General features: G+C 65.0%; 17 protein-coding genes. 9 read left to right on the forward strand and 8 right to left on the reverse strand.

The genetic code is table 11. The annotated features are described in order from the left end of the window. Nucleotides 1–176: 176 nt before the first annotated feature. Genes J7024_RS08340 through J7024_RS08355 form a run of 4 tightly spaced genes read right to left on the reverse strand, consistent with a single transcriptional unit; the run spans nt 177 to nt 2479 of the window. Nucleotides 177–848 carry a hypothetical protein gene (locus J7024_RS08340; protein WP_124830670.1) on the reverse strand — a complete coding sequence of 224 codons (672 nt, stop codon included), beginning with the start codon at nt 846–848 and terminating at the stop codon, nt 177–179. Next, on the reverse strand, nt 818–1675 hold the full coding sequence (locus J7024_RS08345) for an XAC2610-related protein (protein WP_124830671.1): 858 nt from the start codon (nt 1673–1675) through the stop codon (nt 818–820). Before J7024_RS08345 ends, J7024_RS08340 begins: the two co-directional genes overlap by 31 nt. Before the next feature lie 35 nt (nt 1676–1710). Then, entirely contained in the window at nt 1711–2079 is a 369-nt protein-coding gene (locus J7024_RS08350; RefSeq protein ID WP_124830672.1) for a hypothetical protein, read from the reverse strand. A 22-nt stretch (nt 2080–2101) separates the two neighbouring features. Beyond that, nucleotides 2102–2479, reverse strand: coding sequence for a winged helix-turn-helix transcriptional regulator (locus J7024_RS08355; protein ID WP_124830673.1), 378 nt, complete (start codon nt 2477–2479; stop codon nt 2102–2104). Nucleotides 2480–2614: 135 nt separating this feature from the next. Between J7024_RS08355 and gstA the strand changes: the two genes are divergently transcribed. The 4 genes from gstA to J7024_RS08375 all read left to right on the forward strand — a co-directional run bounded on the left by gstA (nt 2615) and on the right by J7024_RS08375 (nt 6401). Then, nucleotides 2615–3253: a glutathione transferase GstA gene (gene gstA / locus J7024_RS08360; RefSeq protein ID WP_124830674.1), complete on the forward strand. Its 639-nt coding sequence runs from the start codon at nt 2615–2617 to the stop codon at nt 3251–3253. Between the two features lie 274 nt (nt 3254–3527). After that, the gene (locus J7024_RS08365) at nt 3528–3809 is read left to right on the forward strand and encodes a hypothetical protein (RefSeq protein WP_175762328.1); all 282 of its coding nucleotides are present in this window, start codon (nt 3528–3530) and stop codon (nt 3807–3809) included. 272 nt (nt 3810–4081) lie between these two features. Continuing rightward, nucleotides 4082–5929 (forward strand): S10 family serine carboxypeptidase-like protein, encoded by a 1848-nt coding sequence (locus J7024_RS08370; protein ID WP_124830676.1) that lies wholly within the window; start codon nt 4082–4084, stop codon nt 5927–5929. Between the two features lie 82 nt (nt 5930–6011). Further along, nucleotides 6012–6401, forward strand: a complete 390-nt coding sequence (locus J7024_RS08375) for a 2-oxoglutarate dehydrogenase (protein ID WP_234744975.1) — start codon at nt 6012–6014, stop codon at nt 6399–6401. Nucleotides 6402–6587: 186 nt separating this feature from the next. Here the strand turns inward: J7024_RS08375 and J7024_RS08380 are convergent, their stop codons facing one another. Beyond that, a complete protein-coding gene (locus tag J7024_RS08380; protein WP_124830678.1) occupies nt 6588–7592 on the reverse strand; it encodes a helix-turn-helix domain-containing protein in 1005 nt (334 codons plus the stop codon). A gap of 264 nt (nt 7593–7856) precedes the next feature. On the opposite strand from J7024_RS08380, the gene J7024_RS08385 reads away from it, so the two are divergent. The 3 genes from J7024_RS08385 to glyA all read left to right on the forward strand — a co-directional run bounded on the left by J7024_RS08385 (nt 7857) and on the right by glyA (nt 11486). After that, complete coding sequence (locus tag J7024_RS08385; RefSeq protein ID WP_124830679.1) at nt 7857–9104, forward strand: D-arabinono-1,4-lactone oxidase; 1248 nt, start codon at nt 7857–7859, stop codon at nt 9102–9104. A 33-nt stretch (nt 9105–9137) separates the two neighbouring features. After that, the gene (locus tag J7024_RS08390; RefSeq protein ID WP_124830680.1) at nt 9138–9917 is read left to right on the forward strand and encodes an SDR family NAD(P)-dependent oxidoreductase; all 780 of its coding nucleotides are present in this window, start codon (nt 9138–9140) and stop codon (nt 9915–9917) included. A 321-nt stretch (nt 9918–10238) separates the two neighbouring features. Next, complete coding sequence (gene glyA / locus J7024_RS08395; RefSeq protein ID WP_199569016.1) at nt 10239–11486, forward strand: serine hydroxymethyltransferase; 1248 nt, start codon at nt 10239–10241, stop codon at nt 11484–11486. 121 nt (nt 11487–11607) lie between these two features. On the opposite strand, the gene J7024_RS08400 is transcribed toward glyA, so the two are convergent. Next, nucleotides 11608–13140 (reverse strand): amino acid permease, encoded by a 1533-nt coding sequence (locus J7024_RS08400; RefSeq protein WP_124830997.1) that lies wholly within the window; start codon nt 13138–13140, stop codon nt 11608–11610. Nucleotides 13141–13518: 378 nt separating this feature from the next. Between J7024_RS08400 and J7024_RS08405 the strand changes: the two genes are divergently transcribed. Beyond that, nucleotides 13519–14883: a purine-cytosine permease family protein gene (locus J7024_RS08405; RefSeq protein WP_124830996.1), complete on the forward strand. Its 1365-nt coding sequence runs from the start codon at nt 13519–13521 to the stop codon at nt 14881–14883. A 125-nt stretch (nt 14884–15008) separates the two neighbouring features. Here the strand turns inward: J7024_RS08405 and J7024_RS08410 are convergent, their stop codons facing one another. Beyond that, nucleotides 15009–16019, reverse strand: coding sequence for a GlxA family transcriptional regulator (locus tag J7024_RS08410; RefSeq protein ID WP_124830995.1), 1011 nt, complete (start codon nt 16017–16019; stop codon nt 15009–15011). An 88-nt stretch (nt 16020–16107) separates the two neighbouring features. On the opposite strand from J7024_RS08410, the gene J7024_RS08415 reads away from it, so the two are divergent. Then, nucleotides 16108–17223, forward strand: coding sequence for a DJ-1/PfpI family protein (locus tag J7024_RS08415; RefSeq protein WP_175752695.1), 1116 nt, complete (start codon nt 16108–16110; stop codon nt 17221–17223). Nucleotides 17224–17497: 274 nt separating this feature from the next. Here the strand turns inward: J7024_RS08415 and J7024_RS08420 are convergent, their stop codons facing one another. Beyond that, nucleotides 17498–18982: an aminotransferase class V-fold PLP-dependent enzyme gene (locus tag J7024_RS08420; RefSeq protein WP_234744976.1), complete on the reverse strand. Its 1485-nt coding sequence runs from the start codon at nt 18980–18982 to the stop codon at nt 17498–17500. Nucleotides 18983–19014 lie beyond the last annotated feature (32 nt).

A 19014-nucleotide genomic window follows, 5' to 3' on the forward strand; every position in this document is an offset into this window, starting at 1 on the left:
GGCCTGCACCCGCGCGGCGGGGCGGCCGTATCCAATGGCATTGGGGCGAACGTTAGAGCCGTGGAGCGAGGTGCGTCAACATTTGAACAGGTATCCCTATTAATGGGATTCATCGCGCTCAATATGTGGGAAAGCTGTGCGAAAGCGCCGGATTTTGCGATCCGGACTGCCGCGCGCTACTTGCCGCGTTCGACGAACGTGGTGCCGTCGTAGCGGTATTCGCGGGTCACGGGGCCCGCGTGGCCGATGTAGGTCCACGCAATTCTGAAACCCGGCGGATCGTCGCGCCACTCGATCGCGCGATAGGGCGACCGGTTGTTCACGTCGGTGTCGAGCGATATGTCGTGCAGGCAGCTTTGCACCGGCATCGCGTAGCGCGAGGTCGCGACGTTACCGCTGACCTGAAGCGTGTACAGCGTGCCTTCCTCGCCGGCGCCGCAGTAACCCGTCGGGTTGTCGCTCGACGATTGATTGACGACGATCAGGACGAACTCCTTGCCGTCGACGACTTTCGAGCTCGCCGACGGGAAGCCGATGCTCGACGCCGACGCGACGGCCCGACGCAGTGCCGCTGGCAAGCGAACGATGGTCGTGCGGTGATGCGCGGCATCGATCTCCACCAGGCGTTTTCCGTCCTGTTGCAGTTCGTGCCCGCTGGATAGCCTGACCGACGCAGGCGCGTCGGTGCCGGCGAATGCGCTCGCAGCAATTGCGATGGTGGCGACGCAGACGCACCACTTCGTTGGCGAAGATGCAGCCCACATGGAAGATCCCTGAATACCTTTGGCGATGGCCTCGTCCGGACCTGTCCGGAAAACTAGCGGGTCGCTTCCTTCGCCGCGACCCACCCCTGCGTCGTGCCGCCGCGCGGATTGCGGTACAGCACCTTCAGCCACTGGAAATCGGCACTCGCATCGACCAGTTCCAGCGTATCGCCCGCGACGACGTAGCGGCGCGTCGGCGCATCGTTCATCACGTCGTGCAGCGGCAGGCGCGCCGGGCGCACCTTGAACGTGATCTTGCCGCCGCCGTACGCTTCGGGGCGGCGCGAGACGCGCTTGCCGTGCTCGTCGTAGGTCAGCAGCATTGACGACGGGCCCGAGTCGCCGTCGAGCAGGTCGCGAAGGTCGTCGGGAATCGCTTCGCTTGCCTGATAGAGATACATCCGGCCATTGCCGTCGAAACGATACGCATCGGTGTACCAGATCGGGCCGCCGCGGCATGAGCTGTACAGCGTGCGCTCCTTCGGTTTCGCCTGGATGTTGATCAGATCGTCGCAGTTGCCGTGCGGCATGTCGGCCGCCGGCATTTTCAGCGGCTCGAACTGCTGGCGTGCGGCGTCGTACAGAAAGATGCCGTAGCTCTCGTTGACCATCCCGAGCAGCGCGTGCGCGGCGAGATCGCGGTGGCCGTCGAAGTTGTAGTCGTCCGACGCGAGCCGGTAATGGCCTTCCTCGTCGGTTACGCCGACGTCGAGCGTCTGTGTTTTCCCGCTCGGCAGGAAGCGGATCGTGACGCGTGTGCCATCCGCACGTTCGACGCGGGCCGTGACGATGTCGTCGACCTTGAACGTGAGCAGCGGTTTGGCCGCATGCGCGGCGGCAATCGACGCGCAGCACGCGACCAGCAGCGCGCAGCGGCGGAGAAACGGTTGGATTCGCGAGATGGGTGTCATGAACGGCGTGCCGACGCGTGGAGGGAATGGCGGGCTTACGCGCTTGCGCTGTCGTCGCGATACCCGCTCTTGCCGTCGAAGATTTCCTTCAGCGCGGCACGCAGCACGACGGGGTCGTGCTCGCCCGGCGCGAGATGGATCACGTAACGGGTATTGCCGTCCAGACGCGCGGCGGTGCGTTCGTCGAGCTCGACTTCGATCGTGTCGCCCGTCAGGCGTACCGCCAGATCCTTCACGTGCGCGGTGAGCTGGTCGTGCACCATCACCTCGATCGATGCCTCCTCCGGAAAGCGTAGCAACGAGAAGCAATAGTCTTGCCGCGCGTCGTGGCAATAGATGTTCGCGCAGCTTTCATCGTCGTCGATGTCGGACGTGGCCGCGCCGACGGTGGCGTGTAGTTCCATGATGTGTCTCCAGGCGTGGGGGTTATCGGGACTGGCCGGCTTCGGCTTCGATCGCGTCGGGCGTCGCGCGCGCATCGCATTGCGCATCGCGCGCCTTCAGCCACAGCCCGAATTCGCGCATGACTTCGACGACGGGCCGCAGCCGGTCGCCGCCCGCGGTCAGATCGTACTCGACGCGCACCGGCACTTCCGGATACACGGTGCGCCGCACGAAGCCGGCGTCTTCGAGCGCGCGCAGATCGAGCGTCAGCATCCGCTGCGAGATGCCCGGCATGTCGCGGCGCAGGTCGCTGAAGCGCTTCGGCCCGTCGAGCAGGTACGACACGAGCAGCAGCCGCCAGCGACCGCCGAGCATGCGCATCGCTTCTTCCACGGAACATCCTGTCGCACTCGTTTTCATGCTGCTGACCCTGGTCGGTAACTTTTTTGTGACTACGGCACAAACGACTGCCGTCTTCTCATTGCTGCGTCGATGCGAGATATTAGCGCCCGCGTCGCGGCGAATCGAGATACGAACCTCCAACGAAGGAAACGCATGAAGCTCTACCACGCTCCCGGCAGCTGTTCGCAGGCGATTCGCATCGTGCTGCGCGAAGCGGATCTCGATGCGCGGATCGTCACGGTCGATGCGCGCAAGCATCGGATCGACGACGGCCGCGACTACTACGACGTCAACGCACTCGGCTACGTGCCGTTGCTCGAACTCGACGACGGCACGATGCTGCGCGAAGGCCCGGTGATTGCGCAGTATCTCGCGGATCGACGCCCGGAAGCAGGGCTCGCGCCCGCGTACGGCACGCTCGCCCGCTACCGGCTGATGGAATGGCTGAACTTCCTCGGCACCGAAATCCACAAGGGTTTCATTCCGCTGCTGTATGCCGTGCAGGCAGGGCAATACGTCGAGCCGGCGCGGCAGAAACTCGACGGCCGCTTCGCGTGGATCGACCGGCAACTCGACGGCAGCCCGTACCTCACGGGCGAGACGTTTACGATCGCCGATGCGTATCTGTTCGCGCTGACGGGCTGGGGCAAGGCCGACTGGATGCGCTCGGTGTACAACGCGGACATCGACCTGAGCCGGCATGCGAACCTGCGCGGGTGGTACGAGCGGGTGAGGGCACGGCCGGCCGTGCAGCAGGTGCTGCAGGCCGACGCGCGATCGAGCGCGTCCTGATGCGTCCATAGACGCTCGGCGGAATTCAGCACATTCGGCGTGTCGCCGTCACGAGCAGATAGCCGGCATGGCCGGCGCCGCGCACTGCCGCTCGCGCGGCGCCTCTCCCCACGCTTCACGTGTCCGACGCGCGATTGCCCGAGTGCGATCCGGAATGCGCGGAACGAATGACGGCTTTTCCATTGCAATACCGCGCGCATTGCATATCGGTGCCGTCCGGACCGGACGGCCGATTTATTCGGATTACATGTAAATAATTCCGCATTTCGATTCGGTGAATTATTCGAATCGGTATTTTGTGGATGGCGATGAATTTTATTCGCCGTGCCGCGCCAATCGAATTGCGATAATTAAAATGAAAGAAAGACGGTGCGATTCGATGCACATGTCCATGTGGCGTCAAGGCTCGCAACGCATCGCGCAGCGGGCAGGAAAGCACGTGAATCCCGGCGAATGGCTCGGATATGACGTATCTGATTCGAACAATCGTTTTTCTTTCAAATTCAATACACTGGCCGCCGTTTGCATCATAAGAGAATTTTTAATGTCGGAATGATCTTTGACAACGCGGCGCAGCACCGCCTATTTTTGTCATGTCGTAAATTTTGGTAATAAAAAAGTCGTCAGAACTGCAAGGGGGCGGCGTCCACGCATCATTCTCCGCCAGCAGTTTGCTGTGTCTGTATCAAGTTCGGTCTCTCGAAGAAGTCCCATCCCCAACCGCCGTCTGCCGACCGTGCAACGCGAGTGGCGGGTACGCCTGCGTGTTTCGCGCCGGCGATGGCGGCCTGTGTGAAGCGGTATCCGACCCAACACAAGGATAGAGGCATGAAACCAGACAGGAGCAGGACCGGCAGTCGCCGCGAACGTCGCGGCCGGCTGGCCGGGCTAGGCGCATTGACCGTCATCACGCTGGCACTCGCGGGCTGCGGCGGAGACGATTCGTCGTCCGTCGGCGCGTCGAGTCTCGCGCAGACCGCCGCCAGCCAGCAGGCGAGCGCGCAGGCGGCCGGCAGCCAGACGCCGTCGGCCAATCAGCCTTACGTCGACCCTGTCGCCTATTCGATGAACGCGACCGACAGTCTCACGGCCGCGCAGGTTTCGGAGAAGGCGGCCGTGATGCATTACCAGTGGAAGTCCGGCGGCACGACGGTCAACTACACGACGACCACCGGCCACCTGACCGCGCAGGACGCGAGCGGCAATGCGGAAGCGTCGATGTCGTACGTCGCGTACACCGCGCCGAGCACGAACGGCAAGCCGCGCCCCGTCACGTTCGTCTATAACGGCGGCCCCGGCTCGTCGTCGATCTGGCTGCGGCTTGGCTCGTTCGCGCCGACGCGCGTCGCCACGCCCGATCCGCTGTTCGGCAACAACTGGCCGAACTATCCGCTCGTCGACAACGCCGAAAGCCTGATCGACACGACCGACCTCGTGTTCATCGACCCGCCGGGAACCGGGCTGTCGGAAGCGGTAGCGCCGAACACCAACCAGAAGTACTGGGGTTCGGATGCGGACGTCAACATCATGCGCGACTTCATCCAGCGCTACCTGAACGTCAACAGCCGCGGTGCGTCGCCGATCTACCTGTACGGCGAGTCGTACGGCACGCCGCGTACCGACATGCTCGCACTGGCGCTCGAATCGGCCGGCGTGCACCTGACGGGGATCGTGCTGCAATCGTCGATCCTGAACTACTTCGCGGACGCAACGGAGGCGGTGGCGATCACGCAGTCGACCGAAGGGCTGCTGCTCGATACCGATACCGTGGCCGGCTATCTGCCCGGCTATGCGGCGGTCGCGGCATACTTCAACCAGGTGTCGCCGGCGCCGGTCAACCAGGATCTGTATGCACTACAGACCGAGTTGTTCACGACGCTGATCTACAACCAGTTGCAGAAGTACTCGCAGTCGTGGGTGTTGAGCCAGCTCGGCATTCCGGATGCGCTCGGAACGCCGGTCTTCCCGAGCGATGCGACGCTGAAGCTCTGGTCGTTGCCGTCGAGCATGACGCTGCAGGCGCTGCGCGGCTACTTCAACGCGAATCCGTTCGGCTCGAGCCTGCTGCCCGGCACGACGATCGGCCGGTACGACGGACGCGTGTCGTTGCCGAACGCCGATCCGCGGCTGCAAACGGACGGCGATCCGTCGGACATCCTGATCTCGCAGCCGTTCACGAACGCGCTCGCGACGCAGATGCCCGATTACCTGGGCTACACCGCGCCGAACGCGACCTACGTGCCGTTGAACGACAACATCATCGGCCTGTGGGACTTCTCGCATGACGGCCAGCCGATGCCCGACACGATCCCCGATCTGCTCGGCGCGCTGCAGTTGAATCCGAAGCTGCAGGTGCTCGCGGAAAACGGCTTCCACGATCTGGCGACGCCGTTCTTCAACACGGAGAAGCAACTCGCGCGGCTGCAGACGGTGAAGGGCCTGAACCCGAAGCTGCAAGTGAACTTCTTCCAGGGCGGGCATATGATTTATCTGGATGATGTGGCACGTCCGCAGATGAAGCGCGACCTGAAGACGTTCTACCAGGGCCGCCGGATTCCGACCGCGCTGACGCTGCGCACGCTGCCGCCGCCGTGGCCGGACGAGAACCCGGCCGGCACGCCCACCGGCAGCATGCCGGGCGCGACGGCCGCGACGACGCTGGCGACGGCACCGTAAGCGACGGACTCCTTGTCAAAGGAACCCTCTATTCATCCATTGAATGCGAGCGATCATGTCCCTAATCCAATTGATGCGGCGTATGTCTCCGTTGATCGTCGTCGGCGCCGTGACGAGCAGCGCCTATGCGTTGCCGCCGCAGGCGGTGGCGCCCGTGAAGCTGCCCCACGGCGGGCGCGGCGTCGACGGTCCGTTCTTCCCTTCGACCCGCGTGGCCCCGGTGTTGCCGTCGACCGGCGCGACGTTGCAGCAGCAGGCCCAAAGGCGTGTCGACGCCAGGCTCGGCGGCAATACGGTGTTGAGCAACGGCGCGGCCGTGACGAAGGCGCAGGCGCAGAGCGACGGGCTGGGTTTCGTCGCGAAGCACTTCGACGAGATCGATACGAAACACACCGGTCGCGTGACGATGAGCGATGTGAAGCAGTTCATCCAGCAGCGGCAGGCGGCGGCGCAGCAGGAGCAGCAGGAGTGACGGGGTAGCGCGGTCGTGCGCGGGCGGGTGGCGCGTGCCGGTTGGGCGCCGGCCGCCCGACTGCGGCGACCTGTTTTCAACTTGCCGCGGCGCGCGTTCGGCCGCGGCTCTCTTCATGGAAGCTATCGAGTACGCGCACTGTCAACGCGACGCCGCGTCATGCGTCGCGCATCGCACGATCGAGGTTCAGGCTTCCCGGTGCGCATAGCGCCGCGCCGTCGCCGACGGCAATTCTCCGAACATCGCGCGATAGTCCTGCGCGAAACTGCCCAGGTGCCAGAAGCCCCACTTCGTCGCAGCTGACGTCACGGACCCGCCGAGCCGCAGTTCGCGGCGCACGTGATTCAGCCGAACGGCGCGCAGGTACGCGATCGGGTTCAGGTTGAGCGTGTCGTTGAACGCGTATTGCGCGGTACGGCGGCTGATGCCGAGCTGCACGCATAGCTCGGCGATCGACAGCGGGCACGTCGACGCATCCTGCAAGCGCTCCTGCACCGCGTTGACGAGCGACCAGTATTTCGTCGGTCGCGTCGCGAGGGCATCCGCGTCCGATGCGGGTATCGTCATTGCTTCGGAGATCGCATACAGCACCGTCCGCTCGAGCAGCTCGATCCGGTCCTGCGTCGTCACATCCTCGACCGGCGTGCTTTTCGCGGCGGCGGCCATCGTGTGACGCAGCAGGTCGCGCAGGCGGTCCGCAACCTGCTGCGTCATCGGGATCAGCGGTGCGAAGGTGCGTGCGCGCAGCGACGCGGCGAGCGTGCGCATCGCCTCCGTCGACAGCTTGTCGGGTTCGATCTCGACGTTCACGAGCACGTGCAGGTCGGGCGAATAGAACTCGAATTCGGGCTGGCACGAGAACACGTGCAGGCTGTCGCGGCCGCTCTTCGCGCCGCACATCCGCGCATGGCCTTCGAGTTCCAGCGGCACGGCCACCGCGATACGGTCCGATGGCACCGCGCCCTGCTGCAGGATCGCCTTGTCGAGATCCTCGACCAGCAGCCGGATGCCGCCGAGCGACACGATCGACGACGAGCCATGAAACAGGCCGCCCGAGATCTGCGTGTAGTTGAGATCCCAGCCGTCGAAGATCCGCGCCTGTTCCTCCACGTCGGTGAACGCGCAGAACGCCACCGTTCGTGCGAACAACGGGGTGTCGGAGAAATCGCTCGGATCGGCAGACGGCGTCATCGGGGAGGAAGGGGCGGGCCGGGTCGATTCATTGTAGCCGCTCGGCGCGCCGGTCAAAAAGCCTGGCGGCCCGATTCCCCGTGGAAACCCTCGCTTGCCGAAATCCGATAGTGAAAAGGCGGCCGGCGAAATACCTTTGGTACGAACGCGACACAACGTAACGCAACGCATCGCGCCGGCCAGCGAGCATCTCGGCTTCGCTGCCGGACGAACCGAACCCGCCTGCCGGTGCAGTACCGGCAGCACACTTCTGGAGAGAAATTGATGGAGCTTCCACGTGGTGGATTCTGGCGGAACTGGGTGGGCAATCAGTCGTGCGTCGCCGCGCACATGGCGTCGCCGGCCAGCGAGGCCGAGATTGCCGGGCTGGTGCACGCCGCGACGAGCCAGGGCAAGCACGTCCGATGCTCGGGATCGGGACATTCGTTCACCCCGGTCGTCGCGACAAGCGGCCTGCTGCTGTCGCTGCAGGACTATCAGGGCATCGTCGCGGTCGACGAGCGGCAGAAGCGCGTCACGGTGAAGGCCGGCACGCGGCTCAACGCGGTGACGCGTCATCTGAAGGAAATCGGCTTCTCGCTCGTCAACCAGGGCGACATCGATTCGCAGGCCATCGCCGGTGCGCTCGCAACCGGCACGCACGGCACGGGGACGACATTGAGCAACCTGTCGTCGCAGGTCGTCGGGATGCGGATCGTTCGCCCCGACGGCTCGATCATGGAAGTGAGCGACAAGCAGGACCTCGACCTGCTGCACGCGACGCAGGTGAACATCGGCATGTTCGGCGTGGTCTCGGAACTCACGCTGCAGGTGACCGACGCGTTCTGGCTGCACGACCGCGTGTGGCGCGAGGACTTCGAGGCACTGATGGAAAAGTACGACGACCTCGCGGCGAAGCACCGGCATTTCGGGTTCTTCTGGTGCCCGACGTCCGAAAGCCGCGACCTGTACTGCCTGCCCGACACCACGAAGGTGTCGAACTCGAAGAAGGACTACGACGTGTGCGAAATCAAGGTGATGGACTTCACCGAGGAGCGCACGTTCTACGAAGGCGAGCACGAGAAGATCGCATACAGCTCGGAAGTCTATGCGATCCACTACGTCGCGAACTTCCACGAACTCGAATACGCGGTGCCCGCCGAACACGGCAAGGAAGCGCTGCGCCGCGTGCGCGACCTGATCCTCACGAAGCATCGCGACTGCATCTTCCCGGTCGAGTATCGCTTCACGAAGGGCGACCCGGCGTGGATCAGCCCGTTCCACAACCAGGACAGCGTGACCATCTCGTGCTCGGGCGGTCCGAACGGCGTCGACTACTGGCCGTTCCTGAAGGATGTCGACGACATCCTGCGCGACTATGGCTCGCGACCGCACTGGGGCAAGCTGCACTTCACGAACCGCGACGACGTGGACCGCTGGTTCCCGAAAGCCGAAGCGTTCCGCGAACTGCGCCGCAGCATCGACCCCGAAGGCCATTTTCTCAACGATCATCTTCGGACGCTGTTCAGCTGAGCGGTCCGGACGAACCAGACTGGAGAACGAAGTATGAATGCCAAGATTGACGGTCGCCTGGCCGGCAAGGTCGCCATCGTGAGTGGTGGCGCGGGCGGATGCGGCGGCGCCGCGTCGGAACTGTTCGCCGCGCAGGGCGCGAAGGTGGCGATCGTCGACCGCGACGGTGATGCGGCCGAAGCGCTTGCGTCGCGGCTGCGCGATACCGGCCTGCAGGCGATCGGCCTCGGCGCCGACGTGTCGAAGCAGGCGGACGTGCGGATGGCGGTCGATGCGGCGCGCCGGCAGTACGGCAATGCGGACATCCTGTTCAATCATGCGGGCACGCTGATCGTCAAACCGTTCCTCGATATCGAGGAGTCGGAATGGGACTGGCTGATGGGCGTGAACGTGAAGAGCATGTTCCTGATGACGAAGGCGGTGCTGCCGCAGATGCTGGAACAAGGGCGCGGCAGCATCGTCTGCACGTCGTCGATCTCGGCCGTCTGCGCGACACCCGGCGAAGTGCTGTACGACGCGACCAAGGGGGCATGCCACATGTTCGCGCGGGCGATCGCCGTCGAATACCGCGACCGCGGCATCCGCTGCAACGCGCTCGCACCCGGTTTCATCCGCACGCCGCACGGGATGCGCGAGCTGAAGGACCTGCAGGCGATGGGCGTGGACGCAACCGAAGCAGCTATCGCGGTGCAGCAAGGCCGGCTGTGTGAGCCGTCGGAGGTGGCCGCCGCCGCGCTGTTCCTGGCCTCCGACGAATCGAGCTTCGTCAACGGCACTCAACTGTTCGTCGACAACTGTTTCTCCGCTGTTTAGGCCCCGATATTCGCAAGAAGCCGCCGGTCGGGCACGGCCTCTCCAGGAACGACCGGTTCTGTCGAAGGTTCCGCAGCGATGCGGACCTTCGATTTTTCTTGGCCGGTGCGCCGCGCGATGCGTCCTAGCGGAATGTCGCAATCCTTCTATCTGAACGAATTTGCGTCTGTTGGAATGGCAATGCCGAATAACCGTTCAGCCGGCATCGCGGGGCGGCGTGGTTGTCGATGCCATCGGGCGCCGGTCCGGCGCTCGACTTCGCGGGGCCGGGCAAGCCCGGCCTACCAGGGTCAATCCATCACTCTCTTTTGATCAATCATCATGTTCAATCGCACTACCAGCACCGTCGCCAACGTCGATCCGGAACTCTGGACTGCCATTCAGGACGAGAACCGCCGGCAGGAAGATCACATCGAGCTGATCGCGTCGGAAAACTACACGAGCCCGGCCGTGATGGCCGCGCAGGGCTCGCAGCTCACGAACAAGTACGCGGAAGGTTATCCGGGCAAGCGCTACTACGGCGGCTGCGAGTACGTGGACATCGTCGAGCAACTGGCGATCGATCGCGTGAAGCAGCTGTTCGGCGCGGAAGCCGCGAACGTGCAGCCGAACTCGGGTTCGCAGGCGAACCAGGGCGTGTTTTTCGCGATGCTCAAGCCGGGCGACACGATCATGGGCATGAGCCTCGCGCACGGCGGTCACCTGACGCACGGCTCGCCGGTGAACATGTCGGGCAAGTGGTTCAACGTCGTCAGCTACGGCCTGAACGAAAACGAAGACATCGACTACGAAGCCGCGGAAAAGCTCGCGCAGGAGCACAAGCCGAAGCTGATCGTCGCGGGCGCATCGGCGTTCGCGCTGAAGATCGACTTCGAGCGTCTGGCGAAGATCGCGAAGTCGGTCGGGGCCTACCTGATGGTCGACATGGCGCACTACGCCGGTCTGATCGCAGCGGGCGTGTATCCGAACCCGGTGCCGCACGCGGACTTCGTGACGACCACCACGCACAAGAGCCTGCGCGGCCCGCGCGGCGGCGTGATCCTGATGAAGTCGGAATACGAGAAGCAGATCAATTCGGCAATCTTCCCGGGCATTCAAGGCGGCCCGCTGATGCACGTGATCGCGGCGAAGGCCGTGGCGTTCAAGGAAGCGCTGTCGCCGGAATTCAAGGAATACCAGCAGAAGGTGGTCGAGAACGCACGCGTGCTGGCGGAAACGCTGGTCAAGCGCGGCCTGCGGATCGTGTCGGGCCGCACCGAAAGCCACGTGATGCTGGTGGACCTGCGCGCGAAGAACATCACGGGCAAGGCCGCGGAAGCGGCGCTCGGCGCAGCGCACATCACGGTGAACAAGAACGCGATCCCGAACGATCCGGAAAAGCCGTTCGTCACCAGCGGCATCCGTCTGGGCTCGCCGGCGATGACGACGCGCGGCTTCGGCCCGGCGGAAGCCGAGACGGTCGGCAACCTGATCGCCGACGTGCTGGAAGCGCCGGAAGATGCGGCGACGATCGAGCGTGTGCGCGGTCTGGTCGCCGAGCTGACCCGGCGTTTCCCGGTCTACGGCTAAGACGCGGCCTTCGGGTTCAACTGCCGACGGGGTTGAACCGTGTGAAGTCCGACGCGATGAAAAAAATCCGGCTCGCAATGTGCGAGCCGGATTTTTGCGCTGTGAGCGAACCGGCGTTGCGTCACACCGTCGGATCGACGTTCGCCTCGAGTTCACGGATACGCTCGTCGTTGCGCGTGTCCTTGAGCACAGGCGGCCCCGCGAAGGACTTGCGCACGCCGAAGCCGTACCAGATGACCATCAGCACGACCACGAACGCGACGAGCACGTAGAGCACCTTTTCGTTCGGCGCCTGGATGCCGACGTAGGCGAGCACGCAGGCGCCTACCAGTGCGAGCAACGCGCACGGCTTCGACCAGATGCCCAGCTGGAACGGACCCTTTTCGGTCCACGTGCGCCCTTCGGCGAACATCCCGGAGCCGATCGGCATTGCATACGAGATGAACAGGAACACGGCGCTGCCTGCGCTCAGCACCGAGAACGCGTCGCCGTACAGCGTGACGACGATCGCGAGCACCGCGCACGTCCAGATCGCGGGGCCGGGCGTCCGGTGATTCTGATTCACGCTGCGCAGCAGCTTCGACGCCGGCAGCCCGCCGTCGCGCGCGAACGCGTACATCATCCGCGACGTCGACATGATTGCGGCGAGCCCGCACACGTAGTTGATGAAGAACATCGCGAGTTCGAGGCAGACGCGCAACGTCTTCGGGATCGGCGCGAGGATGGCCTCGAAGAAGCCGGTGCCCTGTTTCATCGCGGCGGTCAGGTCGGGCATGACCAGCACGAACGCGCACACCATCACGTAGCCGAACACCGCGGACCAGAACACCGAGCCGATGATGCCGCGCGGCACGTTCTTCGCGGCGTCGTGCGTCTCTTCCGACGTGTGCGCGGACGCGTCGAAGCCGGTGATCGTGTAGGTCACCAGCAGCAGGCCGGACAGGAACGCGAGCGGCATGCTCTGCTTCGGCCATGCGCCGCCGTCGGCGCCCGTGAAGTTGGTGAAGGTGACGAGCCGGTGCAGGTCGAACGTAACCGGCGAGTAGACCAGCAGCGACACGACCAGCGCGATCGTCACGACGAAGATCAGATAGCCGGACAGGTCGGTGATCTTGCTCGCGATCTTGATGCCGCGTGCGTTCAGGATTGCCTGCGACAGGGTGATGAACGTGATGAACGCGGTCTGGTGCCACCAGGTCAGGCTGTCCGGGTTGACGCCGAACATCGGGGCGATCAATGTCTTGAAGAACGGATCGTAGGTGCCGAAGTTGATCGCGGCGATCACGAAGATCAGGCCGATCAGGTTGAGCCACGCCGTCATCCACCCCCACTTCTTCCCGCCGAGGATGGCGCCCCAGTGATAGAGGCCGCCGGCGGTCGGGAATGCCGATGCGATCTGCGACATCGACACCGCGACGATCAGCGCGAACAACGAGCCGAGCGGCCAGCCGAGGCCGATCGATGCGCCGCCGGCCGCGGAAAACGCCAGCTGAAACGCGGTGATGCCGCCCGACAGGATGCAGATTACCGAAAACGACACGGCGAAGTTCGAGAAACCGCTCATGCGTCTCGACAGCTCCTGCGCGTATCCCATCTTGTGGAGGAGGCTTACGTCACTGTCGGTGCCTGAATCAGGCTGGATTTTCGCATCCATATTTGCTCCGTCACGAATGTCCTGCGAGGCAGGACCGTCATCGCTGCTCGGGCCTCGCGCTGCGGCCCGCTCCTGGGAATTCGTCGGCGGCGCGCGCTGTCGTGCGGGATGGCAGGCGCTTTCCGGTCCGATGCGGAAACGGTATGAAGCCAAATCTCGCGGCGCTATCGGATTTCGGCAATGCCGTGAAACTCCTCAGCCTTCCACCGTTCAGGTGCATCCCACGCCGGCTTGTATTTTCGTAAGAAATTCAGACGGATCAGGGATGACCCGTACTTGCCGAAATGCGATAGCCGGCGAAAAAACGCGCTTCTAGAGTGACGTCAACCCGCGTGGCGACGCGCGATGCCGAACAGACCGACTCCAGGAGACAGACAGATGGATGTGGAACAGCGCAGTATCGAGTTCATCCCGATCAACGAACGGTACGGGACGCCCAAGCGGCTCTTCACGATCTGGTTCAGCGCGAACATGCAGGTGACGGCGCTAGTCGTCGGCACGCTCGGCATCGTGGCTGGCCTGAGCCTGTTCTGGACCATTGTCGGCCTCGTGATCGGCAATGTGATCGGCACCATCTTCATGGCGGCCCACTCGGCGCAGGGGCCGCACCTCGGCATCCCGCAGATGATCCAGAGCCGCGCGCAGTTCGGCGTGTACGGCGCGGCCGTGCCGCTGCTGATCGTGGTGCTCGCGTACATCCTGTTCGTCGCGGCCGGCGGCGTGGTAATGCGCGACTCGATCAAGGCCATCTATCCGATGAGCGACGACGCGGCGATCATTCTGTTCGGTGTTCTGACGTTCTGGATCAGCTACATCGGCTACGAGCTGATCCACAAGATGGGCGCGTTCATGACGCTGACGTCGTGTGTGATCTTCTTCGCGTCGGCGATCATCGTGCTGCTCGATCCGCAGACCCTGACGGCCGTTCATCATGGCCGGCATGGCTTCTCCGCCGGCGCGTTCAATCTGGTCGTCGCGCAGGCGGCGTCGTGGACGCTCGGCTTCGGGCCGTACGTCGCGGATTATTCGCGCTACCTGCCGGTCAACGTCAAGACGCGGCATACGTTCTGGTACACGTATCTCGGCGGCCTGCTCGGTTCGCTGCTGGTGATGATGCTCGGCGCGCTGCTCGCGACGGTCACGTCGTCGGTCACGACCGACCCGGGCACGGGCATCGCGACGATGTTCGGCAACTGGTCGCGTCCGGCGCTCGTCGTGATCGTGCTCGGCGTGCTGGAATTCAACGTGCTGAGCCTGTACAGCGCGTACATGTCGTCGGTGACCATCTTCAGCGGCTTTCGCAAGATGGTGCGGATCGGCCGGCTCACGAAGTTCGCGGTGCTGGCCGTGACCGCGGTGATCGCGACGCTGATCGGCATCGCGACGCAGTATCATTTCAACGACTATTTCGCCGATATCCTCAACGCGCAGATTTACGTGCTGGTGCCGTGGAGCTCGATCAACCTGGTCGATTACTACCTGATCCGGAAGGGCGAGTACTCGGTGACGGAGATGTATGATGCGCGCGGCCAGTACGGGAAGTTCAACGTGTCGACGCTGCTGATCTACAGCCTCGGGATCGCGAGCACGCTGCCGTTCATGGATCTGTCGTTCTATCACAGCTACTTTGCGCGCCTGATCGGCGCGGACGTCAGCTGGATTCCGAGCCTGCTCGTGCCGGGGATTCTGTATTACTTCGCGAATCGCGGCATGTCGATGGATGCGCGGGCGATGGCGAATTGACGGGTGGGTACGGGTCATGTCGATCGATGTTTGACGGGCAACATGACCCGCACTCGCATTTCGCAGTCGGCCGTGCGCTGAGCCGCTATCGCGGCACCGGTTCCGGCGCTGAAACGCGAAAAGGCCTACCCCGCCTTCTGCTTGCCGTGTCCTTGTCCGAAACGCGCCCGATAATCCCGCGGCGATATCCCGACCCGCTTCGCGAACGCACGCTGCAAGGCATCCACGCTGCCGAACCCCGCGCGATCGGCGACCCGTTCGAGCGGCCAGTCGGCCCGCTCCAGCAATGCCTTCGCGCGCTCGACCCGCGCGGCCAGCACGAACTGCGCGGGCGACAGCCCCGTCTCCTCGAGGAAATTGCGCGTGAACGTCCGCTCGCTCATGTGCAGGCGCGCGGCCAGCGCTGCGACGCCGAGGTCGCCGGTCGGATCGTCCGCGATGTCGGTGAGGAGTATGCGCATCCGCGGCGTCGCGTTCGCATGGACGTCGAGTCCGACGCTGAACTGCGCCTGCCCGCCGGGGCGGTGCATGAAGAGCACGAGTTCGCGTGCGACTGCCAGCGCGGTCGCCGCACCGCAGTCCGCCTCGACGAGGGCGAGGCACAGGTCGATGCCGGCCGTCACACCGGCCGACGTATGGAATGGTGGGTCGCTCACGTAGATCGCGTCCGGCTCGATCCGCACGTTCGGGCATAGCGCCTGCAGTGTCGAACACTGGTTCCAGTGCGTGGTAGCGCGCTTGCCGTCCAGCCATCCCCCTGCCGCGAGGACGAACGCGCCCGTGCAGATGCTCGCGATTCGCCGCGTGTCGGCGATTCGCGTGCGCAGCCACGGCAGCACGCCGGCATCCGACGCCGCGTGCCGCAGCGCCGCTTCGCCGCCGCCGGCGACGATGATCGTGTCGACGCGCTCGGGCAAGTCCGCAAGCGCTGTCGGACCGGCGAGGCGCAGGCCCGCATGCGTGACGATGTCGTGGCCGTGCTGCGACGCGAGCGTCAGCCGATACGGCGCGACGTGGCCGGGAAGATGGCGGTTGGCGACCGCGAACACCTCCATCGGGCCGGTGATGTCGAGCGACTGGACGCCTTCGAAGCCGACGACCACGATGTCGCGTGCCGGGCGGATTGACTGGGGCATGGCTGAAAGTGCGGTGGAATTGTCCTTGTGACCGCGTGCATGATCCTTGTAATTTTCCGGACGTGCAATCGAGCGACGCGGGTGAGCGATGCGGGAACGGAAGAGAGGCGGGGTCATGCGTGCGGCGGCGGCGCTGTGCGTGTGTGCGGCGCTGGGCGCGTGGGTGCCGGGGCGATCCGGACAGGCCGTCGCGGACGGCGCGCGCCCCGTCGCGCAAACGCTGACGATCGGCGTACCGAAGGACGGTCGCAAGCGGCCGCTCGTGGCGATCGTGGCGGACAACGCGGGCACGGAGACGACCGATTTCATCGTCCCGTACGCGATTCTGAAGACGTCCGGTTCGGCCGACGTGGTCGCCGTATCCAGCGAAGCGGGTGCCGTCGACCTGATGCCCGCGCTGCGGATGCTGGCCGATACGACGTTCGACCGGTTCGACGCGAGCGTTCCGTCGGGGGCCGACGTCGTGATCGTGCCCGCGCTGCATCGGGCCGACCGCCCCGAGGTGCTTGCGTGGCTGCGCAGGCAGGCCGTTGCGGGCGCAACGATGGTCGCGATCTGCGATGGCGCGGAGGTACTCGCGAACGCCGGGCTGCTGCGGCAGCGCACCGCAACGTCGCACTGGTATTCGCGCGACGGGCTGCGTCGGCGCTTTACCGATACCGCGTGGGTCGCCGATCGCCGCTACGTGATGGACGGTAACGTGATGACGACGACCGGTGTATCGGCGTCGATTCCCGCATCGCTTGCGTTGGTGAGTGCGCTAGCAGGGTCGGCGGCCGCGCGCGAGACTGCTCGGAACATAGGTGCGCAAGCGTGGAGCGATGTTCACGACGGCAACCGGTTCGGGTTGAGCGCGCGAGCGCTGGCCACCGCGCTGACGAATCGCGTTGCGTTCTGGCGGCATCAGACTTTCGATCTTCCGGTGGAGAACGGTTTCGACGAACTGCCGGTTGCGTTGACCGCCGATGCATGGGCGCGCACGTGGCGCAGCGACATTGCCGCGACGGCGGATGCGCGCGTGATCGAATCGAAGCACGGGCTGCGCTTGCTGGTGCAACCGGCCGATCCCGGGCACGCGCGCGTGACGATTCCGGACGGGCGGCGCGGCGATGCGGTGCTGCCTCGCGTGCTCGCGGACATCGCGGCACGCTATGGCGACGCGACGTCCGACTGGGTTGCGCTGCAACTGGAGTATCCGAAGTAGCTGTCGCAGGATTTACGCGTCACCCGATTCGAACGGCGCTTCCCGACCCGGAAGCGGCCCGGGCGGAATGATTTTCCTGTCGATGAGCCGGCCTTCGCCGGCGGAAACTCGTGGAGCGCCTCCCGCGCGCTGTCTGCCGGCTCGCATTCGGTAATGATCGCTGCATCCGGGCGATCCTGACCGCATGTGACGGCCTGAGTACCGCGCTGCGTAAGGCGCGTGACGAGCGGGGCGCTGCTTTGGCGGGTAGCGTTTCGTTACCCGCGGAGCGCGTTCAGGCCGTCGCCGTGCGGCGGGCCATCAGCCGGTTCCACAGCATTCCCGCCCGGCTCCCGCTTCGGCAATACGCAAGCACCGGCTTCGGCAGCGCATCGACCAGCGCGCCGAACGCGTCGACTTCCGCGTCGCCGATGAGATCGCGTTCGACCGGCAGATAGTGTGCATCGAGCCCGAGTTCGCGGGCAGCGGCCGCGATTTCCTCGAATGCCGGTTGATCGGCGTCCTCGCCGTCCGGGCGGTTGCAGACCACCGCGCGGAATCCGGCATTGTGGATCGCCTTCAGGTCTGCCGGGCAGATCTGGCGCGACGCGGTGAACCCGGTCAATGCCGCGACCCGGTATTGCTCGATCGCGCGCTGGAAGCACGCGATCGCGAAGTCGACGTCCTGCTCCGTCGTGAAGCGCCCGAAGCTCACGCGCACGGTGCGGCTCGCGGCGCTCGCATCGAGACCGATCGCGGTCAGCACGTGGGACGGGGCGCCGCTCATCGAGTTGCAGGCGGACGTCGACGACACGGCCAGCGAATCGCCGAGCATGAACGGAAAGAAGCCCGGCGCGTTCACCGTCAGGCTCAACGTGTGCGGAATGCGTCGTGCCGCTGCGGCGTTGTGCGTGACGTCGCCGAGCGCGAACAGCGCGTCCGTCAGCCGCGTGCCGAGTGCCGCGATTCGCGCGGCTTCGCGCTCGAGCTTCTCGGCGGCGACCTCGCACGCGACGCCCATGCCGACGATCTGATGGGTTGCCAGCGTGCCCGAGCGCAGGCCGCGTTCGTGTCCGCCGCCGTGGATCTGCGGCGCGATCCGGGCGGCGATGTCGCGGCGCACGAACAGCGCGCCGATGCCCTTGGGGCCGTAAACCTTGTGCGCGGACATCGACATCAGGTCGATACCGAACGCGCGCACGTCGATCGGCGTCTTGCCGAGCGCCTGCGCGGCGTCGACGTGCAGCAGCGCGCCGGCGGCGTGCACGATGCGCGAGATCGCTTCGATGTCGGTCAGCGTGCCGAGCTCGTTGTTCACGAGCATCAGCGACACGAGGCCCGTATCGGGGCCGATCGCGGCGGCGACCGCGTCGGCGGTGATCTCGCCGTCGGCGGTGGGCGACAGGTAAGTCGCCGTCATCCCGCGCTTCGACAGGTTCGCCATCGTGTCGAGGATCGCCTTGTGTTCGACGCGGCTCGTGATCATGTGGCGCTTGTCGGTCGCATTCTCTGCATAGCCCTTCAGCGCGAGGTTGTTCGACTCGGTCGCCCCCGACGTCCACACGATTTCGTCGGCATCCGCACCGATCAGCGCGGCGACCTGCTCGCGTGCGCGCTCGACTTTCTCCTTCGCCAGCCGGCCGGCCGCGTGCGAGCTCGACGCAGGATTGCCGAAGACGCCGTCGGCGCCGAGGCAGGCCGTCATCGCTTCGATCACGCGGGGATCCGCAGGGGTGGTGGCTGCATAGTCGAGGTAGTGCAGCGGGGTCGTATCGCTCATGTCCTTCTCTTGATCTTTCTCTTTCGAATGGG

This window comes from Burkholderia sp. WTPI3, assembly GCF_021483755.1.
GTDB lineage: Bacteria > Pseudomonadota > Gammaproteobacteria > Burkholderiales > Burkholderiaceae > Burkholderia.